Origin of the sequence: Azohydromonas caseinilytica, from assembly GCF_012927045.1 — a bacterium.
GTDB classification, from domain to species: Bacteria; Pseudomonadota; Gammaproteobacteria; order Burkholderiales; family Burkholderiaceae_C; genus Azohydromonas; species Azohydromonas caseinilytica.
This window is the reverse complement of sequence record NZ_JABBFW010000011.1, coordinates 23,073-44,273: the sequence shown is the minus strand read 5'-3', so window position 1 is coordinate 44,273 and position 21,201 is coordinate 23,073. Positions and strand designations below refer to the sequence as shown.

The 21,201-nt window shown below is 70.2% G+C and carries 17 protein-coding genes and 1 pseudogene; 15 read left to right on the top strand and 3 right to left on the bottom strand.

Translation table 11 applies throughout. The features are described 5' to 3' along the window. Positions 1 to 49 precede the first annotated feature (49 nt). Positions 50 to 1,033 carry a thiamine pyrophosphate-dependent dehydrogenase E1 component subunit alpha gene (locus HHL10_RS16375; protein ID WP_169161468.1) on the bottom strand — a complete coding sequence of 328 codons (984 nt, stop codon included), beginning with the start codon at positions 1,031 to 1,033 and terminating at the stop codon, positions 50 to 52. A gap of 13 nt (positions 1,034 to 1,046) precedes the next feature. Further along, positions 1,047 to 2,099, bottom strand: a complete 1,053-nt coding sequence (locus HHL10_RS16370; RefSeq protein WP_169161467.1) for an ATP-NAD kinase family protein — start codon at positions 2,097 to 2,099, stop codon at positions 1,047 to 1,049. Positions 2,100 to 2,510: 411 nt separating this feature from the next. Between HHL10_RS16370 and HHL10_RS16365 the strand changes: the two genes are divergently transcribed. The 15 genes from HHL10_RS16365 to tssH all read left to right on the top strand — a co-directional run bounded on the left by HHL10_RS16365 (position 2,511) and on the right by tssH (position 19,941). Continuing rightward, positions 2,511 to 4,505, top strand: coding sequence for a sigma-54-dependent Fis family transcriptional regulator (locus tag HHL10_RS16365; protein WP_169161466.1), 1,995 nt, complete (start codon positions 2,511 to 2,513; stop codon positions 4,503 to 4,505). Positions 4,506 to 4,834: 329 nt separating this feature from the next. Then, complete coding sequence (locus HHL10_RS16360) at positions 4,835 to 5,491, top strand: response regulator (RefSeq protein WP_169161465.1); 657 nt, start codon at positions 4,835 to 4,837, stop codon at positions 5,489 to 5,491. Between the two features lie 16 nt (positions 5,492 to 5,507). Continuing rightward, positions 5,508 to 7,328, top strand: a complete 1,821-nt coding sequence (locus HHL10_RS16355; RefSeq protein WP_169161464.1) for a hybrid sensor histidine kinase/response regulator — start codon at positions 5,508 to 5,510, stop codon at positions 7,326 to 7,328. Positions 7,329 to 7,734: 406 nt separating this feature from the next. After that, positions 7,735 to 8,748 (top strand): type VI secretion system protein TssA, encoded by a 1,014-nt coding sequence (tssA, locus tag HHL10_RS16350; protein ID WP_169161463.1) that lies wholly within the window; start codon positions 7,735 to 7,737, stop codon positions 8,746 to 8,748. Between the two features lie 12 nt (positions 8,749 to 8,760). Continuing rightward, positions 8,761 to 9,270 (top strand): type VI secretion system contractile sheath small subunit, encoded by a 510-nt coding sequence (gene tssB, locus HHL10_RS16345; RefSeq protein WP_169161462.1) that lies wholly within the window; start codon positions 8,761 to 8,763, stop codon positions 9,268 to 9,270. A gap of 14 nt (positions 9,271 to 9,284) precedes the next feature. After that, positions 9,285 to 10,781, top strand: a complete 1,497-nt coding sequence (tssC, locus tag HHL10_RS16340) for a type VI secretion system contractile sheath large subunit (RefSeq protein ID WP_169161461.1) — start codon at positions 9,285 to 9,287, stop codon at positions 10,779 to 10,781. A 247-nt stretch (positions 10,782 to 11,028) separates the two neighbouring features. Next, complete coding sequence (locus HHL10_RS16335) at positions 11,029 to 11,523, top strand: Hcp family type VI secretion system effector (protein WP_169161460.1); 495 nt, start codon at positions 11,029 to 11,031, stop codon at positions 11,521 to 11,523. 1 nt (position 11,524) lies between these two features. Next, a complete protein-coding gene (locus HHL10_RS16330; protein WP_169161459.1) occupies positions 11,525 to 12,022 on the top strand; it encodes an Hcp family type VI secretion system effector in 498 nt (165 codons plus the stop codon). A gap of 10 nt (positions 12,023 to 12,032) precedes the next feature. After that, on the top strand, positions 12,033 to 12,836 hold the full coding sequence (locus tag HHL10_RS16325; RefSeq protein ID WP_169161458.1) for a type VI secretion system accessory protein TagJ: 804 nt from the start codon (positions 12,033 to 12,035) through the stop codon (positions 12,834 to 12,836). Then, the gene (tssE, locus tag HHL10_RS16320) at positions 12,833 to 13,357 is read left to right on the top strand and encodes a type VI secretion system baseplate subunit TssE (RefSeq protein WP_169161457.1); all 525 of its coding nucleotides are present in this window, start codon (positions 12,833 to 12,835) and stop codon (positions 13,355 to 13,357) included. The genes HHL10_RS16325 and tssE overlap by 4 nt, the downstream gene beginning before the upstream one ends. Positions 13,358 to 13,400: 43 nt before the next feature. After that, positions 13,401 to 13,877 carry a hypothetical protein gene (locus HHL10_RS16315; RefSeq protein ID WP_169161456.1) on the top strand — a complete coding sequence of 159 codons (477 nt, stop codon included), beginning with the start codon at positions 13,401 to 13,403 and terminating at the stop codon, positions 13,875 to 13,877. A 20-nt stretch (positions 13,878 to 13,897) separates the two neighbouring features. Continuing rightward, a complete protein-coding gene (locus HHL10_RS16310; RefSeq protein WP_169161455.1) occupies positions 13,898 to 14,269 on the top strand; it encodes a hypothetical protein in 372 nt (123 codons plus the stop codon). A gap of 31 nt (positions 14,270 to 14,300) precedes the next feature. Further along, the gene (gene tssF / locus HHL10_RS16305) at positions 14,301 to 16,178 is read left to right on the top strand and encodes a type VI secretion system baseplate subunit TssF (protein WP_169161454.1); all 1,878 of its coding nucleotides are present in this window, start codon (positions 14,301 to 14,303) and stop codon (positions 16,176 to 16,178) included. Beyond that, positions 16,175 to 17,284, top strand: a complete 1,110-nt coding sequence (gene tssG / locus HHL10_RS16300) for a type VI secretion system baseplate subunit TssG (protein WP_169161453.1) — start codon at positions 16,175 to 16,177, stop codon at positions 17,282 to 17,284. Before tssF ends, tssG begins: the two co-directional genes overlap by 4 nt. Then, entirely contained in the window at positions 17,281 to 19,941 is a 2,661-nt protein-coding gene (tssH, locus tag HHL10_RS16295) for a type VI secretion system ATPase TssH (RefSeq protein WP_169161452.1), read from the top strand. Before tssG ends, tssH begins: the two co-directional genes overlap by 4 nt. A 32-nt stretch (positions 19,942 to 19,973) precedes the next feature. Here the strand turns inward: tssH and HHL10_RS16290 are convergent. Continuing rightward, positions 19,974 to 20,288, bottom strand: a pseudogene (locus HHL10_RS16290) (PDDEXK nuclease domain-containing protein); the annotation flags it as partial. Positions 20,289 to 21,201: the final 913 nt, after the last annotated feature.

Here is a 21,201-nt window from a genome sequence, read left to right as displayed (position 1 = left end):
CTCCTGGCTGGATGGCTGAGTGAATGTGAATGCGTGGCGACGGGGTGCGTCAGTACTTGACGTACACGTCGGTGAGCAGGTCCGCGGCGCTGGGCAGCGGCGCGGCCTTGGCCTGCTTGACGGCGTCCTCGATCAGGCCCAGCACCTCGTGGTCAACGGCCTGCAGCTCCTCGCTGGTGACAAGCCCAGCGCCCGTGACCTGGGCCGCGAACTTCTTCAGGCAGTCCTGGTTGTTGCGGATGTCATCGAGCTCACCCGGGGCACGGTAGGTCTGGGCGTCGCCCTCGAAGTGGCCGTAGAAGCGCACCATGCGGCATTCCAGCAGCGCCGGGCCGCCGCCCTCGCGGGCGCGCTTGATGATCTCGCCGGCGGCCTCGTGCACGGCGAAGAAGTCGGTGCCGTCCACGGCGACGCCGGGCATGCCGAAGCCCGAGGCACGGTCCACGAAGCTGTTCACCGCGGTGGCGTAGTCGCGCGAGGTGGCCTCGGCGTAACCGTTGTTCTCGATGACGAAGAGCACCGGCAGGTTCCACACCGCCGCCAGGTTCAGGCTCTCCAGGAAGGTGCCCTGGTTGGAGGCACCGTCGCCCGCGAAGCACACGGCCACCTCGCCGCTCTTGCGGTACTTGGCCGCCAGCGCCGCGCCGCACACCAGCGGCGCGCCCGCGCCCAGGATGCCGTTGGCGCCCATCATGCCCTTGGAGAGGTCCGCGATGTGCATGGAGCCGCCCTTGCCGTTGCAGGAGCCGCCCTTGCGCCCGTAGATCTCCTTCATCATCGCCGCCACGTCCACACCCTTGGCAATGCAGTGGCCGTGGCCGCGGTGCGTGCTGGCGATGCGGTCGCCGTCGCCCAGGTGGCTCATGATGCCCACGGCGGTCGCCTCCTCGCCGGCGTAGAGGTGCACGAAGCCCGGGATGTCGCCGCGGGCGAAGTCCACGTGCAGCCGCTCCTCGAACTCGCGGATGGTGCGCATGGTCCGGTAGCACTGCAGCAGCGCCTGCCGCTCCAGAGGGAAGGGGTTTACGGTCATGGTTTGTCTCCGTTCAGTGGTTGCCAAGGGAACAATGGAACAGTCCCCGCTGCGCAGCGAGTTGCAGGCAGCGGGTGACGTCCACCGTGGGAAAGGCGTTCGGGCGCAGCGTCAGCTGCACGCGCTCGCCGGGTTCGAAGGGCAGCTCGCGCTCGCCGTCGAGCGCGACGATGCCGCCGGCATGCCGAACCTCGAAGGCCCGGCCCGGCGGCATGGGTTCCCAGCCCGCGACCGGCACCTCGGCCAGCAGCCCGGGCGCGATGGGCGCGCGCACGGCCAGCTTCCGCGCGGCCTCGTCCGGGGCCAGCGTCACGGCCAGGCCGTGCGGGTCGCGCCGGCCCACCGGCTGCAGCAGGGCGCCGATGGCCGACAGGCCGATGCAGCTCGGGTCGGCGAAGGTCAGGTAGGCGGCGCTGAGCTGCTGCGTCTTCCACAGCGCGCGCGCGCCGATGCAGCGCTCGGTGCTGATCACGGCGTCCACCAGCGCGATGTCGCGGCGGCGCTCGCCGATGCTCACGTCCAGCACCTTGTTCCAGGCCAGCGCCTCGTCCGCGGCGATGCGGCCGGTGGCGTGCAGCGCCACCGCCATGGCCACCAGCGTGGGCTCGCGCAGTTCCGGGAAGGCGTTGTTGGTGCCGGTGGACAGGCCGGCGATGGGCACATCGCTGCACTCGCGCACCACGGCGCGATGCGTGCCGTCGCCGCCCAGCACGATGAGCGCGCGCACGCCGGCGGCGCGCATGCGGCGCGCGGCCTCGAAGGTGTCCTCCACCGTGGACGTGACGTCCATGTCCAGGAACTCGACGGCGGGAAGGCCCCCGCTCTCGGGCTGGTCGCGGCGCAGATGCCGGTTGAGCAGGGCGCGGATGCCGGCCTTGTCGGGCATCACCAGCACGCGCGGCACGCCCAGCGCGCGCAGCGTGGTCAGCAGCCGCAGCACGATGCTCACGCGCTCGGCGATCTGCAGGCTGCCGGCGTTGACGACGACGCGGCGGATGTCGCGCGCGGACACCGGGTTGGCGATGATCCCCACGCACACATCCGCTTCCGTCGATCGCTGGCTCATTCGGTGGCTCCGCAACTTTGGCGAGAGGACCAACCGCAAGGGCTGTGCCAATGCGAGAAATGCACGCTGCGGCGGCCGGGACTGGCGCGTGGGGCTCCGGGCGAGCCGGGGTGCAGCGCCGTCAGCCGCGAAGCCGTGTCCTCGGCCTGCGCTGTCGCACGCCAAGCGGGTCGCGCCGGCCTTCGCCTGTCGCATTCACCCGCGACAGCTGCGACATCTGTCGCATCCACCTGTCGCACCGCGCGCCGGGCGCTTCGGGGTAATTGCTGTTCCGGGTTTGCCCGGGGAATTCCATGATGCGGGCCCGGCGCCAGCCCGAGCGCCGGCCTGACACACAACAACCGGCCCATGCACTTGCAGCACGGCCGCTTCCCGTCGCACCGGGTGGCGGCCGGCATGAGGAGACCCCCGATGCCCGATGCATTGACCCGTCATATCGACACCGTGATCGCCGTGGGCTCCGGCGCCCTGGCGGTGCGGGCGCCCGAGCCCGAATCGCTGTTTCACAAGTCCTGGGCGCGCTGCATGACCCAGCATGGCCTGGACCCGACGCGGCCCACGCCGGCGCGCATCCTGCCCTCGGCGGCGGTGCGCGAGCACCGCCAGCGCATGGAGGGCTTCCTGCGCGTGGCGCGCTCCGGGATGGAGGACATGTACCGGCGCGTGGCCGACCTGGGCTACATGCTGCTGCTCACCGACGCCGACGGCATCGCCGTGGACTACATCGGCAATCCCGCCATGGAGCCGCAGCTCAAGCGCGCCGGGCTCTACATCGGCGCCGACTGGAACGAGGCCCATGCCGGCACCTGCGGCGTGGGCACCTGCCTGATCGAGCGCACCACCATCACCTGCCACCGCGAGGAGCATTTCGACGCCACGCACATCTCGCTGACCTGCACCTCCTCGCCGCTGTACGCGCCCGACGGCGAGCTGCTGGGCGTGCTGGACGTGTCGGCGCTCAAATCGCCCGACGCGCGCGACAGCCAGCACCTGGTGTGGCACCTGACCACCATGTACGCGCAGATGATCGAGGACGCCAACTTCCTGCGCAGCTTCGGCCACTGCTGGATCTTGCGCCTGGGGCGCACGCGCGGGATGGTCGAGGTCTCGGGCGAGCTGATGCTGGCCTTCGACGAGGACGGCATCGTCGTCGGCGCCAACACCGGCGCGCGGCGCCAGTTCTGGCAGACGCTGCAGGGCGGGCGCGACGCGGCCGGGCTGATCGGCACGCCGCTCACCGAGCTGCTCGACATCAGCCCGAACGTGCTGTGGGGCCTGGCGCGCGGTCACAGCGCGCCGGAGGTAGCCACGCGCTTCCCGCACCACGGGCACCGCTTCTTCCCCAGCGTCATTGCGCCGCGCACCCGGGCCGGCTCGGTGCTGCGCATGCCGCCGCCGCATTCGGTCATGGTCGAGGAAGCCCGGCCCGTGCTGGGCGCGCTGGACCGGCTGGCCGAGGACGATCCGCTGATGCAGCAGCTCATCCACCAGGCCAAGCGCCTGGTGGACAGCGGCGTGGCGCTGCTGATCCAGGGCGAGACCGGCGCGGGCAAGGAGGTGCTGGCCAAGGCGCTGCACGAACACAGCCGCCGCGCGAGCAAGCCCTTCGTGGCGGTGAACTGCGCCTCCATCCCGGAGTCGCTGATCGAGAGCGAGCTGTTCGGCTACACGCCGGGCACCTTCACCGGCGGGCGCAGCAAGGGCATGAAGGGGCTGATCGCGCAGTCCGACGGCGGCACGCTGTTCCTGGACGAGATCGGCGACATGCCGCTGCACCTGCAGACGCGGCTGCTGCGCGTGCTGTCGGAGTCCGAGGTGCTGCCGCTGGGCGCGGACAAGCCGGTGCCGGTGACGCTCAACGTCATCGCCGCCACGCACCGCGACCTGCGCGAGGCCATCGAGCGCGGCGCGTTCCGCGAGGACCTGTACTACCGGCTGTGCGGGGCGGCGCTGCGGCTGCCGCCGCTGCGCGAGCGCCGCGACCTGGGCTACCTGGTGCGCACGCTGTTCCAAGAGGAAGCGCGACGCCTGGACCTGCAGGCCGCCGGCCTCACCAGCGAGGCCCTGGCGCTGCTGCAGGCGCACCGCTGGCCGGGCAACGTGCGTGAGCTGCGCAACGTGTTGCGCTACGCGCTGGCGCTCAGCGGCGGGCAGCCCGTCACGCCGGCGGAGCTGCCGGCGGAGATCGTCCACGCCGCCGCGGCGCCCAGGGCCGTGACGGTGGCGCCGGCCGCCGCGGCCACCGGGCCGGAAACCGCGTGCGACGACCAGGGGCAGCGGCTGCTGCAGGCGCTGCGCCGCCACAAATGGAGCATCACCGCGGCGGCGCAGGAGCTGGGGCTCTGCCGCGCCACCGTCTACCGGCAGATGAAGCGCTACGGCATCACGCCGCCGAACCAGCTTTGAAACAAGAGGTCGGTGGGATGCACCTTCCCCCCGATACAGGCTCGTTTGGGGGAAATGTCCATCCCCCTACCGGCTGAGAAGAGGCGAAAGTCACGTCGTCGCCGGTTTTTCATCCCCAATGAGGATGCGTCCCTTGGCCAGATGGCGGAAATATCGCGCCTGTAGACAATGAATCCAGCCTGTTGAGGTTTCTTGCGCAGGCGCTGATGCCTGCGGCTCGACCTCGAAACCCTGACAGCGGATTGCCTTTCCCGATTTTTCTGTAGGGGGAAGATATGCACTGCGCTACTGATCTGCATCCAGCCCGTCATGCGGCCGGTTATTCACCCTTGTCCCTGGAGCAAACCGAGGTGCCCACCCGGCGCGTGCTGCTGGTGGACGACCATGAATTGATCCGCTGCGGCGTGCGCTCGCTGTACGCGGATATCGACGGCGTGGCCATCGATTGGTTTGAGGCCGATTCGCTGGAGCAGGGCCTGGAGGTCTACGCGCGCAATGCGCCCATCGACGCGGTGCTGCTCGATTTGAACCTCAACGACTGCAAGGGCCTGCAGGGGCTGCGCCGCTTCGTGCAATGCCATCCGGACGCGCGGGTGGCGGTTTTCAGCGGCACGCAGGACGAATTCGTGGTGCGCCAGGCGCGCGCCCTGGGCGCCGTGGCTTACGTGCACAAGGGCGCGCTGATGGAGGACATGCGCCGCACCCTGGGCGCGTTCCTCAAATCCCAGCCCGGAAAACGCGAGCCGGGAGTGCCCGCGTCGGCGGCGTTGTTTCCCAAATTCGCGGCGTCCGGCGTGTATGACCGAATTTCCGAGCTGGGACCGCGCCACCTTGAAATTCTGGAGCTGGTGCTGTCGGGCTGCGCCAATCAGGAAATCAGCCAGTCCATGTCGCTGTCGCTGGGCACGGTCAAGAATTACGTGTCGGCGCTGCTGCTGGCGCTGGACGTCAAATCCCGTTCGCACCTGATCAGCCTGTTCCGTTAGCGGCGGCGAGGTTGCCATGGACGTTGCCGCCACCCTGCCGGCCCGGTCGGGGCGCCGTGTCCATGTCGCGGTGGGGGGGCAGGACGTCGCCATCGGCGCCGTGCCGCCGCCGTGGACCGAGCGCCGCGCGCGCCGGCGCCGGCTGCAGGACCTGGCGGTGGCCGAGGCGCGGCAGGCGGCGGCGGGCGCCACCTTGTGCGCGCTGTGCGCGCTGGGCGTGGCGCTGCTGCTGGTGCCGACCCGTGCCGCCGTGCTGCTGTGGGTGGCGGTCACCGCGGTCCTGTGGATCGCCTGGGCCGTGCGGCCGCCCCGGATGCTCGGCCCGGCGCAGCAGCCGTGCCGCGGCGCGGGTCATCGGGCCTTCGTGGTCCTCACGACGCTGTGCCTGCTGCTGCTGAGCGTGATGGCGTGGCTGCCGATGGCCGAGGCGCAGCGCCGGCTGCTGGGGCTGGTGCTGGCGCTGGTGGCCGTTTCGGTGGCCGGGGCGCTGGCCCCGCTGGGGGTGATGGCGCTGCTGGCGCTGCTGCTGCCGGTGTCGGCGGCGCTGGGGCAGGTGTGGCATGCGCAGGGCCATCCCGGGCGGATCGCGGGCGCGCTGACGCTGGCCGTGTTGTGGAGCGGCGCGCTGGGCTGGCTGGCCGCGCGCCGCCGCCGCCACTGGCGCGCCGAGGCCGCGGCGCGGCTGGAGCACGAGGACCGGCTGCGCACCCTGGCCGCTGAGCGCGACGAGGCGCTGCGCGCCGATGCCGACAAGACGCGCTTCCTGGCCAACGCCAGCCACGACCTGCGCCAGCCGGTGCATGCCATCGGGCTCTTTGCCGCCACGCTGGAGAAGCGCCTGCGCGGTACCGGCGACGAGCCCTACGTGCGCAACCTCATCCACTCCATCGACGCGCTGGAGCGCTCCTTCAGCGCCATGCTGGACCTGACGCGGCTGGACGCCGGCAGCATCGAGCCCAACGTCCAGCATTTCCCGCTGCGCGACCTGTTCCGGCGGCTGCACATGCAGTTCGCCGGGCAGGCCGAGCTCAGCGGCCTGAACCTGCGCTTCGCGCCCGGCGGCAAGTGGGTGTACAGCGACCCGCAGCTGCTGGAGCGGCTGCTGGCCAACCTGATCCAGAACGCGCTCAAGTACACCGAGCGCGGCGGCGTGGTGGTGGTGGCGCGCAGCACCGCCACGCGCATCAACATCGAGGTCTGGGACACCGGCGTGGGCATCGGCGCCGCCGAGCTGCCGCGCGTGTTCGACGAGTTCTACCAGGTGGGCCGCAACGACCGCACCCGGGCGCAGGGCCTGGGCATGGGGCTGGCGATCGTCAAGCGGCTGGCGCAGCTGCTGGGGCATGAGCTCAGCGTGGCCTCGCAGCCGGGGCGCGGCACGATGTTCCGCGTCGGCGTGGCGCGCGGTGCCCTGGACGCGGTGGCGCAGGCCACCCTGGCCGCCGACACGCTGCCCATGCCCGAGGCCGTCTCGCGCACGGTGCTGGTGATCGAGGACGAGGCGCCCATCCGCGAGGGCCTGCGCGAGCTGCTGCAGGCCTGGGGCCACACGGCGGTGGTGGCGGCCTCGGCGCGGGAGGCCGAGGTGGCGCAGGCGGCACTGCGCCAGCCGCCGGACCTGATCCTGTCCGACCTGCACCTGGGCGAGGGCCCCGACGGCATCGCCGCCATCGCGGCCGTGCGGCGCCACTGGCGCTGCGACGTGCCCGCGCTGCTGGTCACCGGCGACACCACCCACCAGGAGCTGCGCCGCGCCACCGACGGCGGCTTCCAGGTGCTGGTGAAGCCGGTGTCGGCGCGCAAGCTGATGGGGGTGCTGAGCGGGCTGGGCCCGTAGGCCGGCCGGGCAGTTGAAGCTGCCACGGCGTCATATGGTGGCGAAGACTTGTTGCGGTCCGGGGGAAGTAACCGGTCCTGAGGTAGTCCGAAGGCAGGGGCATCACGCCTTCTGCTTCGTCATTCCCGCGAAGGCGGGAACCCAGGCGGTCCCTACGCTGCCCGAGAGCGGTTTGGCTGGCGAAACAAGCGTCTGTGTCGCAGCGCCTGCATGGGCCCTTGCGCTCTGACGTGGGGCCGCCTGGGTCCCCGCCTGCGCGGGGATGACGAAGTGGTGTGCGGTGCGCGTCGGCTTCAAGCTGCGCCCCAACAGCTCTGGCCGGACAGAAATGACTTTCGCCACTGTGCCCCCGCCACCACCTCGCTGACAGTGGCTCCCAACGCCACCACCGCGCCGGGACCGTCGCATGGCCGACATCGATCTGGAAAGCCTCACGTCGCCGCTGGCCGGTGACGCGCCCTGCGGCGCCAACCTCGAATACGAGCCGGCTTTCCTGTCGCTGCTGACCGCCGCCGCGGGGCGCCCCGAGCAGCAGTACGGCGACACCGTCATCCCCGGGCGCGAGCCCGACTGGCCGGTGGTGCGCGAGCAGGCGCTGGCGCTGTGCCGTGCCACGCGCGACCTGCGGCTGGCCGTGTGGCTCACGCGCAGCGGCGCCCGGCTCGAAGGTTTTGCGGCCGCCGTGCGCGGGCTGGAGCTGGCGCGGCTGCTGCTGGAGCGGCATTGGGAGCATGTGCATCCGCAACTGGATGCCAGTGACGGCAACGACCCCACGGCGCGGCTCAATGCGCTGATGCCGCTGCTGCATCCGGGCGAGGGCCTGGCGGACCTGCGCGCCGCGCGCCTGGGCGGCGGACGCGCCGCGGTGACGGTGCGCGACATCGAGCTGGCGCTGGGCCGCGCCGAAGCGCTGCCCGGCGAGGCCGTGCCCACGGAAGAGGGCGTGCTGCAGGGCGTCGCGACGGCCCTGGCCGCCACGCCCGCGCTGCGCGAGCGCATGCAGGCTGGCGTGGAGGCGGTGCAGGGCATGGCCCGCGCCCTGGACGCGCAGCTGGGTGCGGGCCGCGGGCCGGACTTCACGCCGCTGCTGCGGCTGCTGCAGCGCGTGGCCGAGGCGGCGCGGCGCGTGCAGCCCGCCGCGGAGGCCGCCGCGCCCGACGCGAGCCAAGCCGCAGTGCCGCAGGCACCGGCACCGGCTGCCGCGGCGGTGGGTGGCGTCATCGCCTCGCGCGAGGACGCCATGCGCGCATTGCAGTGCGTGTGCGAGTGGATCGAAACCCACGAGCCCAGCAACCCGGCGCCCTTGCTCATCCGCCGCGCACAGGGGCTCATGAGCAAGAGCTTCATCGACATCATTCGCGACCTGGCGCCCGACGGCCTGGGTCAAGTGCAGAAGCTCGCCGGCATCGGCAAGGAATAGGAGAGCACCGCCATGGCCACCTCCAGCCAGAAGTTCATCGCCCGCAACCGCGCCCCGCGCGTGCAGATCGAGTACGACGTGGAGCTCTACGGAGCGGAGAAGAAGATCCAGCTGCCCTTCGTCATGGGCGTGCTCGCCGATCTTTCGGGCAAGCCCGCCGAGGCGCTGCCGCCGGTGTCGGACCGCAAGTTCGCCGACATCGACGTCGATTGCTTCGACGCCACCATGAAGTCCATGAAGCCGCGCGTGGCCTTCATGGTGCCCAACACCCTTACCGGCGAGGGCAACCTGGCGGTGGACCTGACCTTCGAGAGCATGGACGACTTCACGCCCGCAGCCGTGGCGCGCAAGGTCGAGGGCTTGAAGCAGCTGCTCGAAGCGCGCCAGCAGCTCGCCAGCCTCATGACCTACATGGACGGCAAGGCCGGCGCCGAGGCGCTGATGTCCAAGGTGATCAAGGACGAGGCGCTGCTGAAGTCGCTGGCCGCCGTCGCCAAGCCCGCCGATGAACAGGCGCAATGACCAGGAGCACCGACATGGCTGAAGAAAGCGTTGCCCAGGTTCCCTTGCTGCAGGGCGTCGAGTACGGCGGCGGCGAGTTCGCCGCGCTGCTCGACAAGGAGTTCAAGCCCAAGTCCGACGATGCGCGCTCGGCGGTGGAAAGCGCCGTGCTCACCCTGGCGCAGCAGGCGCTGGCGAACACCGCGCTCATCGGCTCGGACGTGATCATGTCGCTCGAGGCCATGATCGCCGAGCTCGACCGCAAGCTCTCGCAGCAGGTCAACGCCATCCTGCACCACTCCGACTTCCAGCAGCTGGAGAGCGCCTGGCGCGGGCTGCATTACCTGGTCAACAACACCGAGACCGACGAGATGCTGAAGATCCGCGTCTTCAACATCACCAAGCAGGAGCTGGGCAAGACGCTCAAGCGCTACAAGGGCACCGCCTGGGACCAGAGCCCGCTGTTCAAGCGCGTGTACGAGGAGGAGTATGGCCAGTTCGGCGGCGAGCCCTTCGGCTGCATGGTGGGCGACTACTACTTCGACCACAGCCCGCCCGACGTGGAGCTGCTGGGCGAGATGAGCAAGATCTCGGCGGCGGCGCACATGCCCTTCATCGCGGGGGCGAGTCCCTCGGTGATGCAGATGGGCTCCTGGCAGGAGCTGGCCGACCCGCGCGACCTCAGCAAGAAGTTCACCATGCCCGAGTACGCGCCGTGGCGCTCGCTGCGCGAGTCGGAGGACTCGCGCTACATCGGGCTGGCCATGCCGCGCTTCCTGTCGCGGCTGCCCTACGGGGCCAAGACCTGCCCGGTGGAGGAGTTCGACTTCGAGGAGGAAACCGCCGGCGGCAACCACGCGGCCTACACCTGGGCCAATTCGGCTTATGCCATGGCGGTGAACATCAACCGCTCCTTCAAGCTCTACGGCTGGTGCTCGCGCATCCGCGGCGTGGAGTCCGGCGGCGCGGTCGAGGGCCTGCCCACGCACACCTTCCCCACCGACGAGGGCGGCGTGGCGATGAAGTGCCCCACCGAGATCGCCATCAGCGACCGGCGCGAGGCCGAGCTGGCCAAGAACGGCTTCATGCCGCTGCTGCACCGCAAGAACTCCGACCTCGCGGCCTTCATCGGCGCGCAGTCGCTGCAAAAGCCCTTCGAGTACGACGACCCGGACGCCACCGCCAACGCCAACCTCGCGGCGCGGCTGCCCTACCTGTTCGCCTGCTGCCGCTTCGCGCACTACCTCAAGTGCATCGTGCGCGACAAGATCGGCTCGTTCAAGGAGCGCGACGACATGCAGCGCTGGCTGAACAAGTGGATCATGAACTACGTGGACGGCGACCCGGCCAACTCCTCCGAGGAGGTCAAGGCGCGCAAGCCGCTGGCCGCCGCGCAGGTCGTGGTCGAGGAGGTGGCGGGCAACCCGGGCTACTACACCTCCAAGTTCTTCCTGCGGCCGCACTACCAGCTCGAAGGGCTGACGGTGTCGCTGCGGCTCGTCTCCAAGCTGCCGTCGCAGAAGGCGGCTTGATCCGACGGGGGGAGGCTTCCCTGGTTCCGAACTGACCCGTTCGTACTGAGGTATCGAAGTACGAATCCGCCAGGCTGCGATGGCGGACCCATGATGAGCGCCGTTCATCCTTCGATACCTCAGGACGAACGGACCATCTTTCAGCTTTAGTTGAGCAGGCAAACGAAGCCGCGTTGCGTCGCGCGGGCTTCCTCCGACAGCCTCGGAGCCGGGGACGACGCGCAACCCACGACGGGAGACCGTGACCATGGCCAGTGTGGACTACTTCCTCAAGATCGAGGGCGTCGACGGCGAATCGACCGACGACAAGCACAAGGGCGAGATCGAGCTCGAATCCTGGAGCTTCGGCAGCACCAACGTCGGCTCCTTCAGCAGTGGTGGCGCCGGCGGGGGCGGCTCGGGCAAGGTGACGATGCAGGACTTCAACTTCGTCAAGCGCGTGGACAAGTCCTCGCCCAAGCTCTTCGCCGCCTGCTGCACCGGCGAGCACCTGAAGTCCGCGACGCTGGTGTGCCGCAGGGCCGGCGGCGACCAGCAGGAGTTCCTCACCATCGTGCTCAGCCCGGTGCTGGTGAGCTCGTTCCAGAGCGGCGGGGCGGCCGGCTCGGACGTGATCCCGATGGACCAGGTGGCGCTGGACTTCGGCAAGATCGAGGTCAAGTACAAGGAGCAGAAGCCCGACGGCTCGCTGGGCGGCGAGGTCATCGGCGGCTGGGACGTGACGACCAACAAGAAGGTCTGACATGGCCGCCGCGCCCGGCTCGCGCTCCGACATGTTCCTGCATGTGCAGGCCAAGCGTGCCGGCAAGATCAAGGGCGAGAGCACCACCGCGGGCCACGAGGGCGACATCGAGGTGCTGGCGTGGGACTGGGGCGTGAGCGCCAGTGCCGCGCTGGGCGCCCTGGGCACGGCCGAGCGCCGCGCCTACCGGCACCTGGTGCTGCGCAAGCACATCGATGCGTCCTCCACCGGGCTGCTCAGCGCCCTGGTGAGCAACGACGAGGTGCGCGAGGCGGTGCTGACCCTGCGCAAGGCCGGCGGCGAGGCGCTGGACTACTTCACCATGAAGCTGGGCAACGCACGCGTCGTGGCCGTGGACATCGAGGTCGATGCGCAGGGCCTGACGCTGGAGCGCGTGACGCTGGCCTTCACGCGCATCGACATCGAGTACCAGCCCCAGGCCGCCTCGGGCCAGGGCAGCGGCACTTGCGTGTTCAGCGACGAGATCCTGGGAGGCTGAGATGGCCCACATGAGCGCTACCGCGCAGGAGCTTTTGCAGGCCGGCGATCCGCGCTCCGCGCTCAAGGCGCTGGAGCAGGACGTGCGCCGGCAGGCCGGCGACCCGAAGCTGCGCGTGTTCCTGTTCCAGCTGCTGTGCGTGCTGTCGCAGTGGCCGCGCGCGCTGGCGCAGCTGGCGGTGTGCGGCGAGCTCGATGCCGCCACGCTGGCCATGGTCAACACCTACCGCGAGGCGGTGAAGTGCGAGCTGGTGCGCGAGGCGGTGTTCGCCGGCCGCACCACGCCGATGCTGCTGGCCCAGCCCCGGCCGTGGATGGCGCGGCTGGTGCAGGCCCTGCGCCTGGATGCCGAGGGCGACCCGGCCGGCGCCGCCCGGTTGCGCGCGCAAGCGCTGGACGAGGCCGAGCCCGCGGCCGGCAGCCTCGACGGCCAGCCCTTCGAGTGGATCGCCGATGCCGACTCGCGCCTGGGCCCGGTGCTGGAGGTCATCGTCAACGGGCGCTATGCCTGGGTGCCCTTCGCCGACCTGCGCCTGGTCCGGACCGAGGCGCCGGCCGACCTGCGCGACCTGGTGTGGCTGCCGGCGCACCTGGACTTTCCCAACGGCGGCGATGCGGTGGCGCTGATCCCGGCGCGCTATCCGGCCACGCCGGACCAGGCGCCCGCGGCGCTGCTGTCGCGCAGTACCGAGTGGCTGGAGCTGGGCGAGGGCCAGTACGCCGGGGTGGGCCAGCGCGTGCTGTGCACCGACGCCGGCGAGCACGACCTGCTGCAGTTGCGCCGCATCGAGATCGGGCCGGAGGCCGGCGCATGAACGCCAACCTGCGCGACCGGCTGCAGCCGGCCTTGCTGGACCGGCTGGTGGACGACGAGCGCGAGCACCGCAGCGAGCCCGAGGAGCGGCGCGTGATGAGCCGCGCCCAGCTGCGCCAGGCGGTGCTGCGCGACCTGGGCTGGCTGCTCAACGCGGTGCAGCCGCTGGGCCACGCGGCCGTGCAGTCGCATCCGGCGCTGACCGACAGCGTGCTCAACTTCGGGCTGCCGCCGTTGTCGGGGCAGCTGGCCTCGCGCATCGATGTCGCCTCGCTGGAGCGCGAGATCCGGCAGGCCATCCTGCGCTACGAGCCGCGCATCCTGGCCGACACGCTGCAGGTGCGCGCGCTGGAGGCCACCAGCGTGCTGGACACGCACAACGTCATCGAGTTCGAGATCCGCGGCCACCTGTGGTCGCAGCCCATGCCGCTGGAGATCCTGCTGCGCACGCAGATCGATTTGGAGGCGGGGCAGGTGGAGGTCAAGGAAATGATGGGTGGCGCGGCAGCGGCGCGCCGATGAATCCGCTGCGCATCGGTGCGCGGCCTGCATGGAGGAGACGACCATGAGCATCACCGCAGCCCAGCTTGAAAGCCATGTCGGCAAATCCATGGCCGACCTGTGCAGCAATGGCTTCACGTCCACATCGCAGAACCATTGCGCCCACTACGTCAGCCACGCGCTGGGGCTGAGGCTGGGGCTGCTGTGCGGCGACATGGCTTTCGCGACCCGGCGGACCGGGGCCTCCATACGCTGCGACGAGGTCTACAACCGGCTGGAGCAGCGCGGCCCCTGGGCGGAGCGGCCCAGGGCAGACGACGGGCTGCTGATCTTCGTGCTCTCCAGGCGCAACGTCGTTGATGGCGTCATGCAGAACGTGCCGCAGAAGCACGTCGGCATCCACTTCGGCGGCAAGGTGTTCAACTTCTCCAACGGGCAGCACAAGGTGGTGGCAGATCCGACCGTGGAGCAGTTCCACGCCAAGTTCCGGGGTCTTTACGCCGGCGGCGACATCGAGCTGTTCTACGGTGTCGCGCCATGAGGGCAGGCCGCCGCCGGGTCTTGTCGCTCCTGCTGCTGGGGGCGGGGCTCGGGGCAGCGCAGGCGCAGGACGCCGATCCCGAGCACACGCGTGAGGCGCTGGCTTGGTTGCTGGCCGCGTCCCGGGTGGCCATTCCCGGCACCTCGTCCTGCCATGGGGCCTATGGTGAGCGGGGCGTCGCCACGGTGGGGGGCCTGCTGAGCATGCAGCTCGCCTACCTTTATCGCGGCGACAACGTCCTGAGCGGGCAATGCCAGGGTGGGCCCGAACGCCACTGTGTCCTGAACATCACTCACGCGTTCGGCGAAGACCGCTCGTCGGCGCGGATCGAGTTCGCCGTTCGGAGCGGCCGGCTTTCGGCGGGCTCGTTGCGCTGCGTGATCACGCCCTGATTCCCACCTGCCGCACACCGGTGAACCGGCCATGGACCCCCGCCTCCTGCGCCTCTACAGCGACGAGCTCACGCATCTGCGCGAGCTGGGCGCGGAGTTCGCCCGCGAGTTCCCCAAGATCGCCGAGCGGCTGGCGCTGGACGGCGGGGTCCCGGTGCCCGACCCGTACGTGGAGCGGCTGCTCGAAGGCTTTGCCTTCCTGGCCGCGCGCGTGCAGCTCAAGTTGGAGAGCGAGCAGCCGCGCCTGATCGCGCAGCTGCTGGAGGCGCTGTATCCCAACTTCCTGGCACCTTTGCCTTCGATGATGGTGGCGCGGCTGCAGGTGGACCCGACCGACCCGAACCTGGTCCGGGGCTTCGGCGTGCCGCGCGGCAGCGCGCTGAGCTCGATGCACCGGCGCGGCCAGGACACGCGCTGCGAGTTCCGCACCGCGCAGGCCGTGACGCTGTGGCCCATCGAGCTGGTCGAGGCGCGCTACACCCGGCTGGCGCCGGAGCTGGCGGCCGCGCGGCTGCCCGCGGCGCAGGCCTGCCGGGGCGCGCTGCGGCTGCGGCTGCGCACCGGCGCGGGCCTGCCCTGGCGCGCGCTGGGGCTGGACCGGCTCACGCTCTACCTCAGCGCCCCGGACGACGTGGCGTTCAGGCTGCACGAGCTGCTGCTTGGCGCCGCGCTGGGCAGCTGGGTGCCGCCGGGCGAGGGCAGCGCGGTGCCGCCCGCCCTGCAGTGGCGCGACGCCGCCTCGCTGTGCCCGGTGGGCTTCGGTGCCGACGAGGCCCTGCTGCCCGAGACGCCGCGCCAGTTCTCGGGCCACCGCCTGCTGCAGGAGGTGGCCGCCATGCCGCAGCGCCTGCTGTTCGTGGAGCTGGCCGAGCTGGCGCCGCGCCTGGCGCGCGTGGCGGGGGACGAGGTCGAGATCCTGCTGCCCTTCGCGCGCGGCGACGACGCCCTGGAGGCGCTGGTCGATGCCGGCAGCGTGGCGCTGTTCTGCACGCCGGCCATCAACCTGTTCCGCAAGCGGCTGGACCGCATCCAGCTCGGCCCCGGCGCCTGGGAGTACCACGTGGTGCCCGATCGCACCCGGCCCATGGACTTCGAGGTGCATCACCTGGAGTCGGTGCTGGGCTTCGGCACCGGCGAGCTGGCGCAGCAGCGCTTCCTGCCCCTGTACGCCAGCCAGCACGCCGTGGCGGGCGAGGCGCAGGGCTACTACACCGTGCGCCGCGAGCCGCGGCTGCTGTCGCCACGCCAGCGCGAGCAGGGCACGCGCAGCAGCTACGTGGGCGAGGAGCTGTTCATCTCGCTGGTGGACCCGCGCCACGCGCCGTACCGGCAGGACATCCGCCAGCTCTCGGTGTCGGCCTGGGTCACCAACCGCGACCTGCCGCTGCTGCTGCCGCACGAGCCCGAGGGCTGGACGCTGGACGCGCCGGGGCCGGTGCGGGGCGTGACGGCGCTGCAGCGGCCCACGCGCCCGGTGTCGCGGCGTCCGGTGGGCGAGCTGGGCTGGAGCCTGGTGAGCCTGCTCAGCCTCAACCACCTGCCGCTGGTGGACGAGCCGCCGGAGCGTGCCGCCGCCACGCTGTGCCGGCTGCTGGCGCTGTTCGGCCCGCCCGAGGACGGCGCCTGGGCGCGGCAGGTGGCGGGGCTGCAGTCGCTGCAGGCGCGCAACGTGGTGCGGCGGCTGCCTTTCAAGGGGCCGCTGACCTTCGGCAGCGGCGTGGAGCTCACGCTGGAGCTGGACGAGCTGGCCTTCCAGGGCAGCAGCGCCTTCGTGCTGGGCAGCGTGCTGGAGCGCTTCCTGGCCCGGCACGCCGCCCTCAACACCTTCACCCAGCTCACCCTGCGCAGCGTCCAGCGCGGCGAGCTGATGCGCTGGCCGCCGCGGGTGGCGACACGGGCGGCGACATGAGTGAGCCCAGGCAGGTAGCGGCTGACCCGGGCCGCGCGGGCACGGATGAGCGCCATGCCGCTGTGCAGGCCCTGCACGCCCTGCTCGAACAGGTTCGCCGCCAGCCCGACGCCTTCGACTTCTTCGCCCTGCTGCGCCAGGTCGAAAACCTGGCCGGCGGGCCGCGGCTGGGGACGGCCCCGCGCCCGGCGCTGGAGCCGCTGCGCCTGGGCGAGCTGCCGGAGCTGGACTTCGCCCCCGCCGCATTGATGCAGCTGGACACCGCCGCCGCCGTGCCGCGCCTGGGCGTGCGCTTCTTCGGCCTGCTGGGGCCGCAGGGCCCCATGCCGCTGCATTTGACCGAGTTCGTGCGCGAGCGCCTGGTGCAGCGCAACGACCCGACGCTGCTGCGCTTCCTGGACCTGTTCCACCACCGCCTGCTGCTGCTCTTCTACCGCGCCTGGGCCCAGGCCCAGCCCGTGGTGCAGCACGACCGCCCGGACGACGACCGCTTTGCCGTCTGGCTGGGCGCACTGGCCGGCGTGGACGGCGCGGCGCGCGCCCAGGACGCCGTGCCGCAGCAGGCGCGCCTGTTCCAGGCCGGCTGGCTCAGCGAGCGCGCCGGCAGCGCCGAGGGGCTGGAAAAGCTGCTGGCGCAGTACCTGGGCGTGCCGGCGCGCATCGAGCAGTTCGTGCCGCATTGGCTGCGGCTGCCGCGCGAGGAGCGCACGCGGCTGGGTTACGCGCGCAATCGCGTCGAGCGCCTGCAGGCCACCGCCGTGCGCCTGGGCGAGAACGCCAGCGCCGGCAGCAAGGTGTGGGACCGGCAGTACCGCTTCCGCATCGTGCTGGGGCCGCTGACGCTGGCCCAGTACCGCGGCTTCCTGCCCGGCGGCGACGCCTGGGCGCCGCTGCGCGGCTGGGTGCGCGAGTACATCGGCCAGCACCTGCAATGGGAGCTGCGCCTGGTGCTGGCGCGGGAGGAAGTGCCGCCGGCGCGCCCCGGGAGCGGCGTGCAGCTGGGCTTCACCACCTGGCTGGGCCCGGCCCAGCCGCGCGACCGCGGCGAGCTTCGCCTGCGTGACCACGCCTTTTCCGTCCACCGTCCCACTGGAGCCGCACCATGACCGGCATCTCGCGCGCCGCGCTGTTCGGCAAGTTGAATCCGCTGGCCTACAAGGCCATCGAGGGCGCCACCGTGTTCTGCAAGCTGCGCGGCAACCCCTGCGTGGAGCTGCAGCACTGGCTGCAGCAGATCCTCAGCACCCCCGACTCCGACCTGCACCGCATCGCGCGCCACTACGAGCTCGATGCCTCGGCTCTGGCCACCGACCTCACCGCCGCGCTGGAGCGGCTGCCGCGCGGCGCCAGCACGGTGACGGACCTGTCGGCATGGGTGGAGAACGCGGTGGAGCGCGGCTGGGTCTATGGCTCGCTGATGTTCGGCGACACGCAGGTGCGCACCGCCTACTTGCTCATCGGGCTGCTCAAGACGCCGTCGCTGCGCCCGGCGCTGCTGTCGGTGTCGCGCCAGTTCGAGCGCGTGCGCGTGGACGACCTGGCCCGCAGTTTCAACGACATCCTGGCCGGCTCGCCCGAAGCCGGCCTGCGCGCCAGCGACGGCGCCCCCGGCAGCGAGGCCGACGCCGCCGCGCCGGGCGAGGCCAGCGGCGCGCTCGCGCCCGCCGCGCTGGGCAAGCAGGAGGCGCTGCAGCGCTACGCCGTGGACCTGACCGAGAAGGCGCGCAAGGGCGAGCTGGACCCGGTGACGGGGCGCGATACCGAGATCCGGCAGGTCATCGACATCCTGCTGCGCCGGCGCCAGAACAACCCCATCGTCACGGGCGAGGCCGGCGTGGGCAAGACGGCGGTGGTCGAGGGCTTCGCGCAGCGCGTGGCCGCGGGCGACGTGCCGCCCGCGCTCAAGGACGTGTCGGTGCGGGTGCTCGACGTGGGCCTGCTGCAGGCCGGCGCCAGCATGAAAGGCGAGTTCGAGCACCGGCTGCGCGGCGTCATCGACGAGGTGCAGGCCTCGCCCAAGCCGGTGATCCTGTTCATCGACGAGGCCCACACCCTCATCGGCGCCGGCGGCGCGCAGGGCACGGGCGACGCAGCCAATCTGCTCAAACCCGCGCTGGCGCGCGGCACGCTGCGCACCATCGCCGCCACCACCTGGGCCGAGTACAAGAAGTACATCGAGAAGGACCCGGCGCTGACGCGGCGCTTCCAGGTGGTGCAGGTGGGCGAGCCCGACGAGCCGCAGGCCGTGGGCATGCTGCGCGGCGTGGCCGGCCTGCTGGAGAAGCACCACGGCGTGGCGCTGCTGGACGAGGCGGTGGAAGCGGCGGTGCGGCTGTCGCACCGCTACATCCCCGCGCGGCAGCTGCCCGACAAGGCCGTGAGCCTGCTCGACACCGCCTGCGCGCGCGTGGCCGTGAGCCAGCACGCCACGCCGCCGGCGCTGGAAGCGGCGCAGCGCCGGCTGGAGGCGCTGCAGACCGAGCGCGATGCGCTGGCGCGCGAGCAGGCCATCGGGCTGGACCAGTCCGAGCGCCGCCGGGCGGTGGAGGCCGACATCGACGCCGAGCACGCCGCGCTGGCCACGCTGCAAGAGCGTTACGAGCAGGAGAAGGCGCAGGTGGCGCGGCTGCTGGCGTTGCGGGCGCAGCTGCGCGACGCGCAGGACGAGGCGGCGCGCACGCCGCTGATGGCCGAGCTGGAGCCGCTGCAGCTGGAATTGCGAACGCTGCAAGGTGAAACGCCGCTGATCCTGCCCACCGTGGACGCGCAGGCCGTGGCCGGCGTGGTGCAGGACTGGACCGGCATCCCCGTGGGCCGCATGGTGCGCAACGAGCTGCAGGCGGTGCTGGGGCTGGCCGACACGCTGCAGCGCCGGGTGGTGGGGCAGCCGCATGCGCTGGAGGCGATCGCGCGCCGCATCCAGACCTCGCGCGCGCGGCTGGACAACCCCGACAAGCCCATCGGCACCTTCCTGCTGTGCGGTCCCTCGGGCGTGGGCAAGACCGAGACGGCGCTGGCGCTGGCCGAGGCGCTGTACGGTGGCGAGCACAACCTCATCACCATCAACATGAGCGAGTTCCAGGAGGCGCACACCGTCTCCACGCTCAAGGGCGCGCCGCCGGGCTACGTGGGCTATGGCGAAGGCGGCGTGCTCACCGAGGCGGTGCGGCGGCGCCCGTACAGCGTGGTGCTGCTCGACGAGGTGGAAAAAGCGCACCCGGACGTGCACGAGCTGTTCTTCCAGGTCTTCGACAAGGGCTGGATGGACGACGGCGAGGGGCGGCGCATCAACTTCCGCAACACCGTGATCCTGCTCACCAGCAACGTGGGCAGCGAGCTGATCCTCAAGCTCTGCGCCGACCCGGACCTGATGCCCGACGCCGAAACCATCGCTCGTGCGCTGCGCGAGCCGCTGTTGAAGGTATTCCCGGCGGCGCTGCTGGGGCGGCTGGTGGCCATTCCGTACCTGCCGCTGGACGACGCGCGCCTGGGCGCGATCGTGCGGCTGCAACTGGAGCGCATCGCGCGACGCGTGCGCGAGGCGCATGGCGTGCCTTTAGCCTACGACGACGCGGTGGTCCAGTTGGTGGTGAGCCGCTGCCATGAGGTGGAGAGCGGCGGGCGCGTGGTGGACGCGCTGCTCACCAACACCGTGCTGCCGCGCATCAGCCTGGAGGTGCTGGAGCGGGGCGCGGAAGGGCGGGCCTTGACGGGCGTGCGGATTTCGGTGGGGGAGGGGGAGTTTCGGTACGAATTTGAGTGAGGGGAGGAACGGCCCGCGCAGCAGAAAATGCTTTACTCCCTGCTTTGCGCAACGTTGGCGCGCGCCGCTTGCAGCACCTCCAATTCACGCCGTGTATTCTCCAACTCCTGGGCCAGCAGTTTTTCGTCAGGCAGGACGGTCTGGTATTGGGCAGCCAGTATCTTGTTGGGCAGGCCGTCGAGGGCATAGCGGGCTTCGGCGGCGCCTTTCTCGGCGCAGAGAATCAGGCCTACGGGCGGATTTTCGCCAAGCTTCGTCCAGTGCTCGCGGGCGTCATTCAGGTACAGGTGCATTTGCCCCGCGTCGGCATAGCTGAATCTGCCGACCTTGAGGTCGATGATGAGCAGATTAATAGCCCCGCAGCGATGCCGATGCTATTTGCCGAAGCGAGTTCCGACCCGCCTGCCGACGCTGCCCAAGAGCCGCATCGGCGAATTGCTGCCGCATCACTGGATACCGGTCAACTGAGTTGAGGCATCAAGAGTGTGTTCGGCGGGCGCTTACGGTCCGCTGGTTTGTTATTTCTTCTTCTCCTTCTTCGCTTTATCGTAATGCCACTTGATGGCGAAGAACATGCCCGTGCCGAACACGAGAATCTTAAAAGTAAAGAAGACTATAGGGACCCATTCCATAATTTTGAGTATCTCCAGGTTATTGCTTGACGCAATCTGTCGTGAGGAGTGTTGCCTCAAAACGCTGCTTCAGTAGTTTCACTTTTGTTCAACCCATCGCCGAATCCAATTTCAATTATAACATGCTCGGAAAGACCACACACGACTCAAGATGGGTTTGCCGGGTGCTTGCCATCAGGTGGCAACATTAATGCGAATATTCAGAAAGCCAATTGTCTGAGTATTTTGCTGATTGACATCGGTTGTCATTTTCGGGCAAGGGGCAAGTCCATGGCAAATAAGGTCACAACCAAATGTCATTATGTGATGAGAAATATCAACGAATAAATCTCCATATAATCGTTGTCGATGAATATAAGTACCAGAGCCGAGATTTTCGAATAATTGCCGTCTTTTGATTGTGGCTGCCGGCATGTACGGTGAGTTCATCAAACATGCTGTGAGAGCCTTGCCGAAAGATGCGGTTGTTGATAGCTAACTGCCTTAACTACCATGTCAGCTTTGGGCGCCGAGCGATCGTTCAAACAACATCCCCGCCGGTGCGGAGATGACGCAGCAGCGAGCGAGGCAGCCCAACTCACGGCTGGCGATTTTGATGCTTTTCCCGGGCGGCGGTATTTCGCGCCAT

Excerpts from the sequence above, each read along its gene's own strand:
- HHL10_RS16375 (WP_169161468.1), bottom strand. The coding sequence starts at position 1,033 with ATGACCGTAAACCCCTTCCCTCTGGAGCGGCAGGCGCTGCTGCAGTGC.
- tssF (WP_169161454.1), top strand. The coding sequence starts at position 14,301 with ATGGACCCCCGCCTCCTGCGCCTCTACAGCGACGAGCTCACGCATCTG.
- HHL10_RS16325 (WP_169161458.1), top strand. The coding sequence starts at position 12,033 with ATGAGCGCTACCGCGCAGGAGCTTTTGCAGGCCGGCGATCCGCGCTCC.
- tssE (WP_169161457.1), top strand. The coding sequence starts at position 12,833 with ATGAACGCCAACCTGCGCGACCGGCTGCAGCCGGCCTTGCTGGACCGG.
- tssG (WP_169161453.1), top strand. The coding sequence starts at position 16,175 with ATGAGTGAGCCCAGGCAGGTAGCGGCTGACCCGGGCCGCGCGGGCACG.
- tssH (WP_169161452.1), top strand. The coding sequence starts at position 17,281 with ATGACCGGCATCTCGCGCGCCGCGCTGTTCGGCAAGTTGAATCCGCTG.
- tssC (WP_169161461.1), top strand. The coding sequence starts at position 9,285 with ATGGCTGAAGAAAGCGTTGCCCAGGTTCCCTTGCTGCAGGGCGTCGAG.
- tssA (WP_169161463.1), top strand. The coding sequence starts at position 7,735 with ATGGCCGACATCGATCTGGAAAGCCTCACGTCGCCGCTGGCCGGTGAC.
- HHL10_RS16365 (WP_169161466.1), top strand. The coding sequence starts at position 2,511 with ATGCCCGATGCATTGACCCGTCATATCGACACCGTGATCGCCGTGGGC.
- HHL10_RS16315 (WP_169161456.1), top strand. The coding sequence starts at position 13,401 with ATGAGCATCACCGCAGCCCAGCTTGAAAGCCATGTCGGCAAATCCATG.
- HHL10_RS16355 (WP_169161464.1), top strand. The coding sequence starts at position 5,508 with ATGGACGTTGCCGCCACCCTGCCGGCCCGGTCGGGGCGCCGTGTCCAT.
- tssB (WP_169161462.1), top strand. The coding sequence starts at position 8,761 with ATGGCCACCTCCAGCCAGAAGTTCATCGCCCGCAACCGCGCCCCGCGC.
- HHL10_RS16335 (WP_169161460.1), top strand. The coding sequence starts at position 11,029 with ATGGCCAGTGTGGACTACTTCCTCAAGATCGAGGGCGTCGACGGCGAA.
- HHL10_RS16370 (WP_169161467.1), bottom strand. The coding sequence starts at position 2,099 with ATGAGCCAGCGATCGACGGAAGCGGATGTGTGCGTGGGGATCATCGCC.
- HHL10_RS16330 (WP_169161459.1), top strand. The coding sequence starts at position 11,525 with ATGGCCGCCGCGCCCGGCTCGCGCTCCGACATGTTCCTGCATGTGCAG.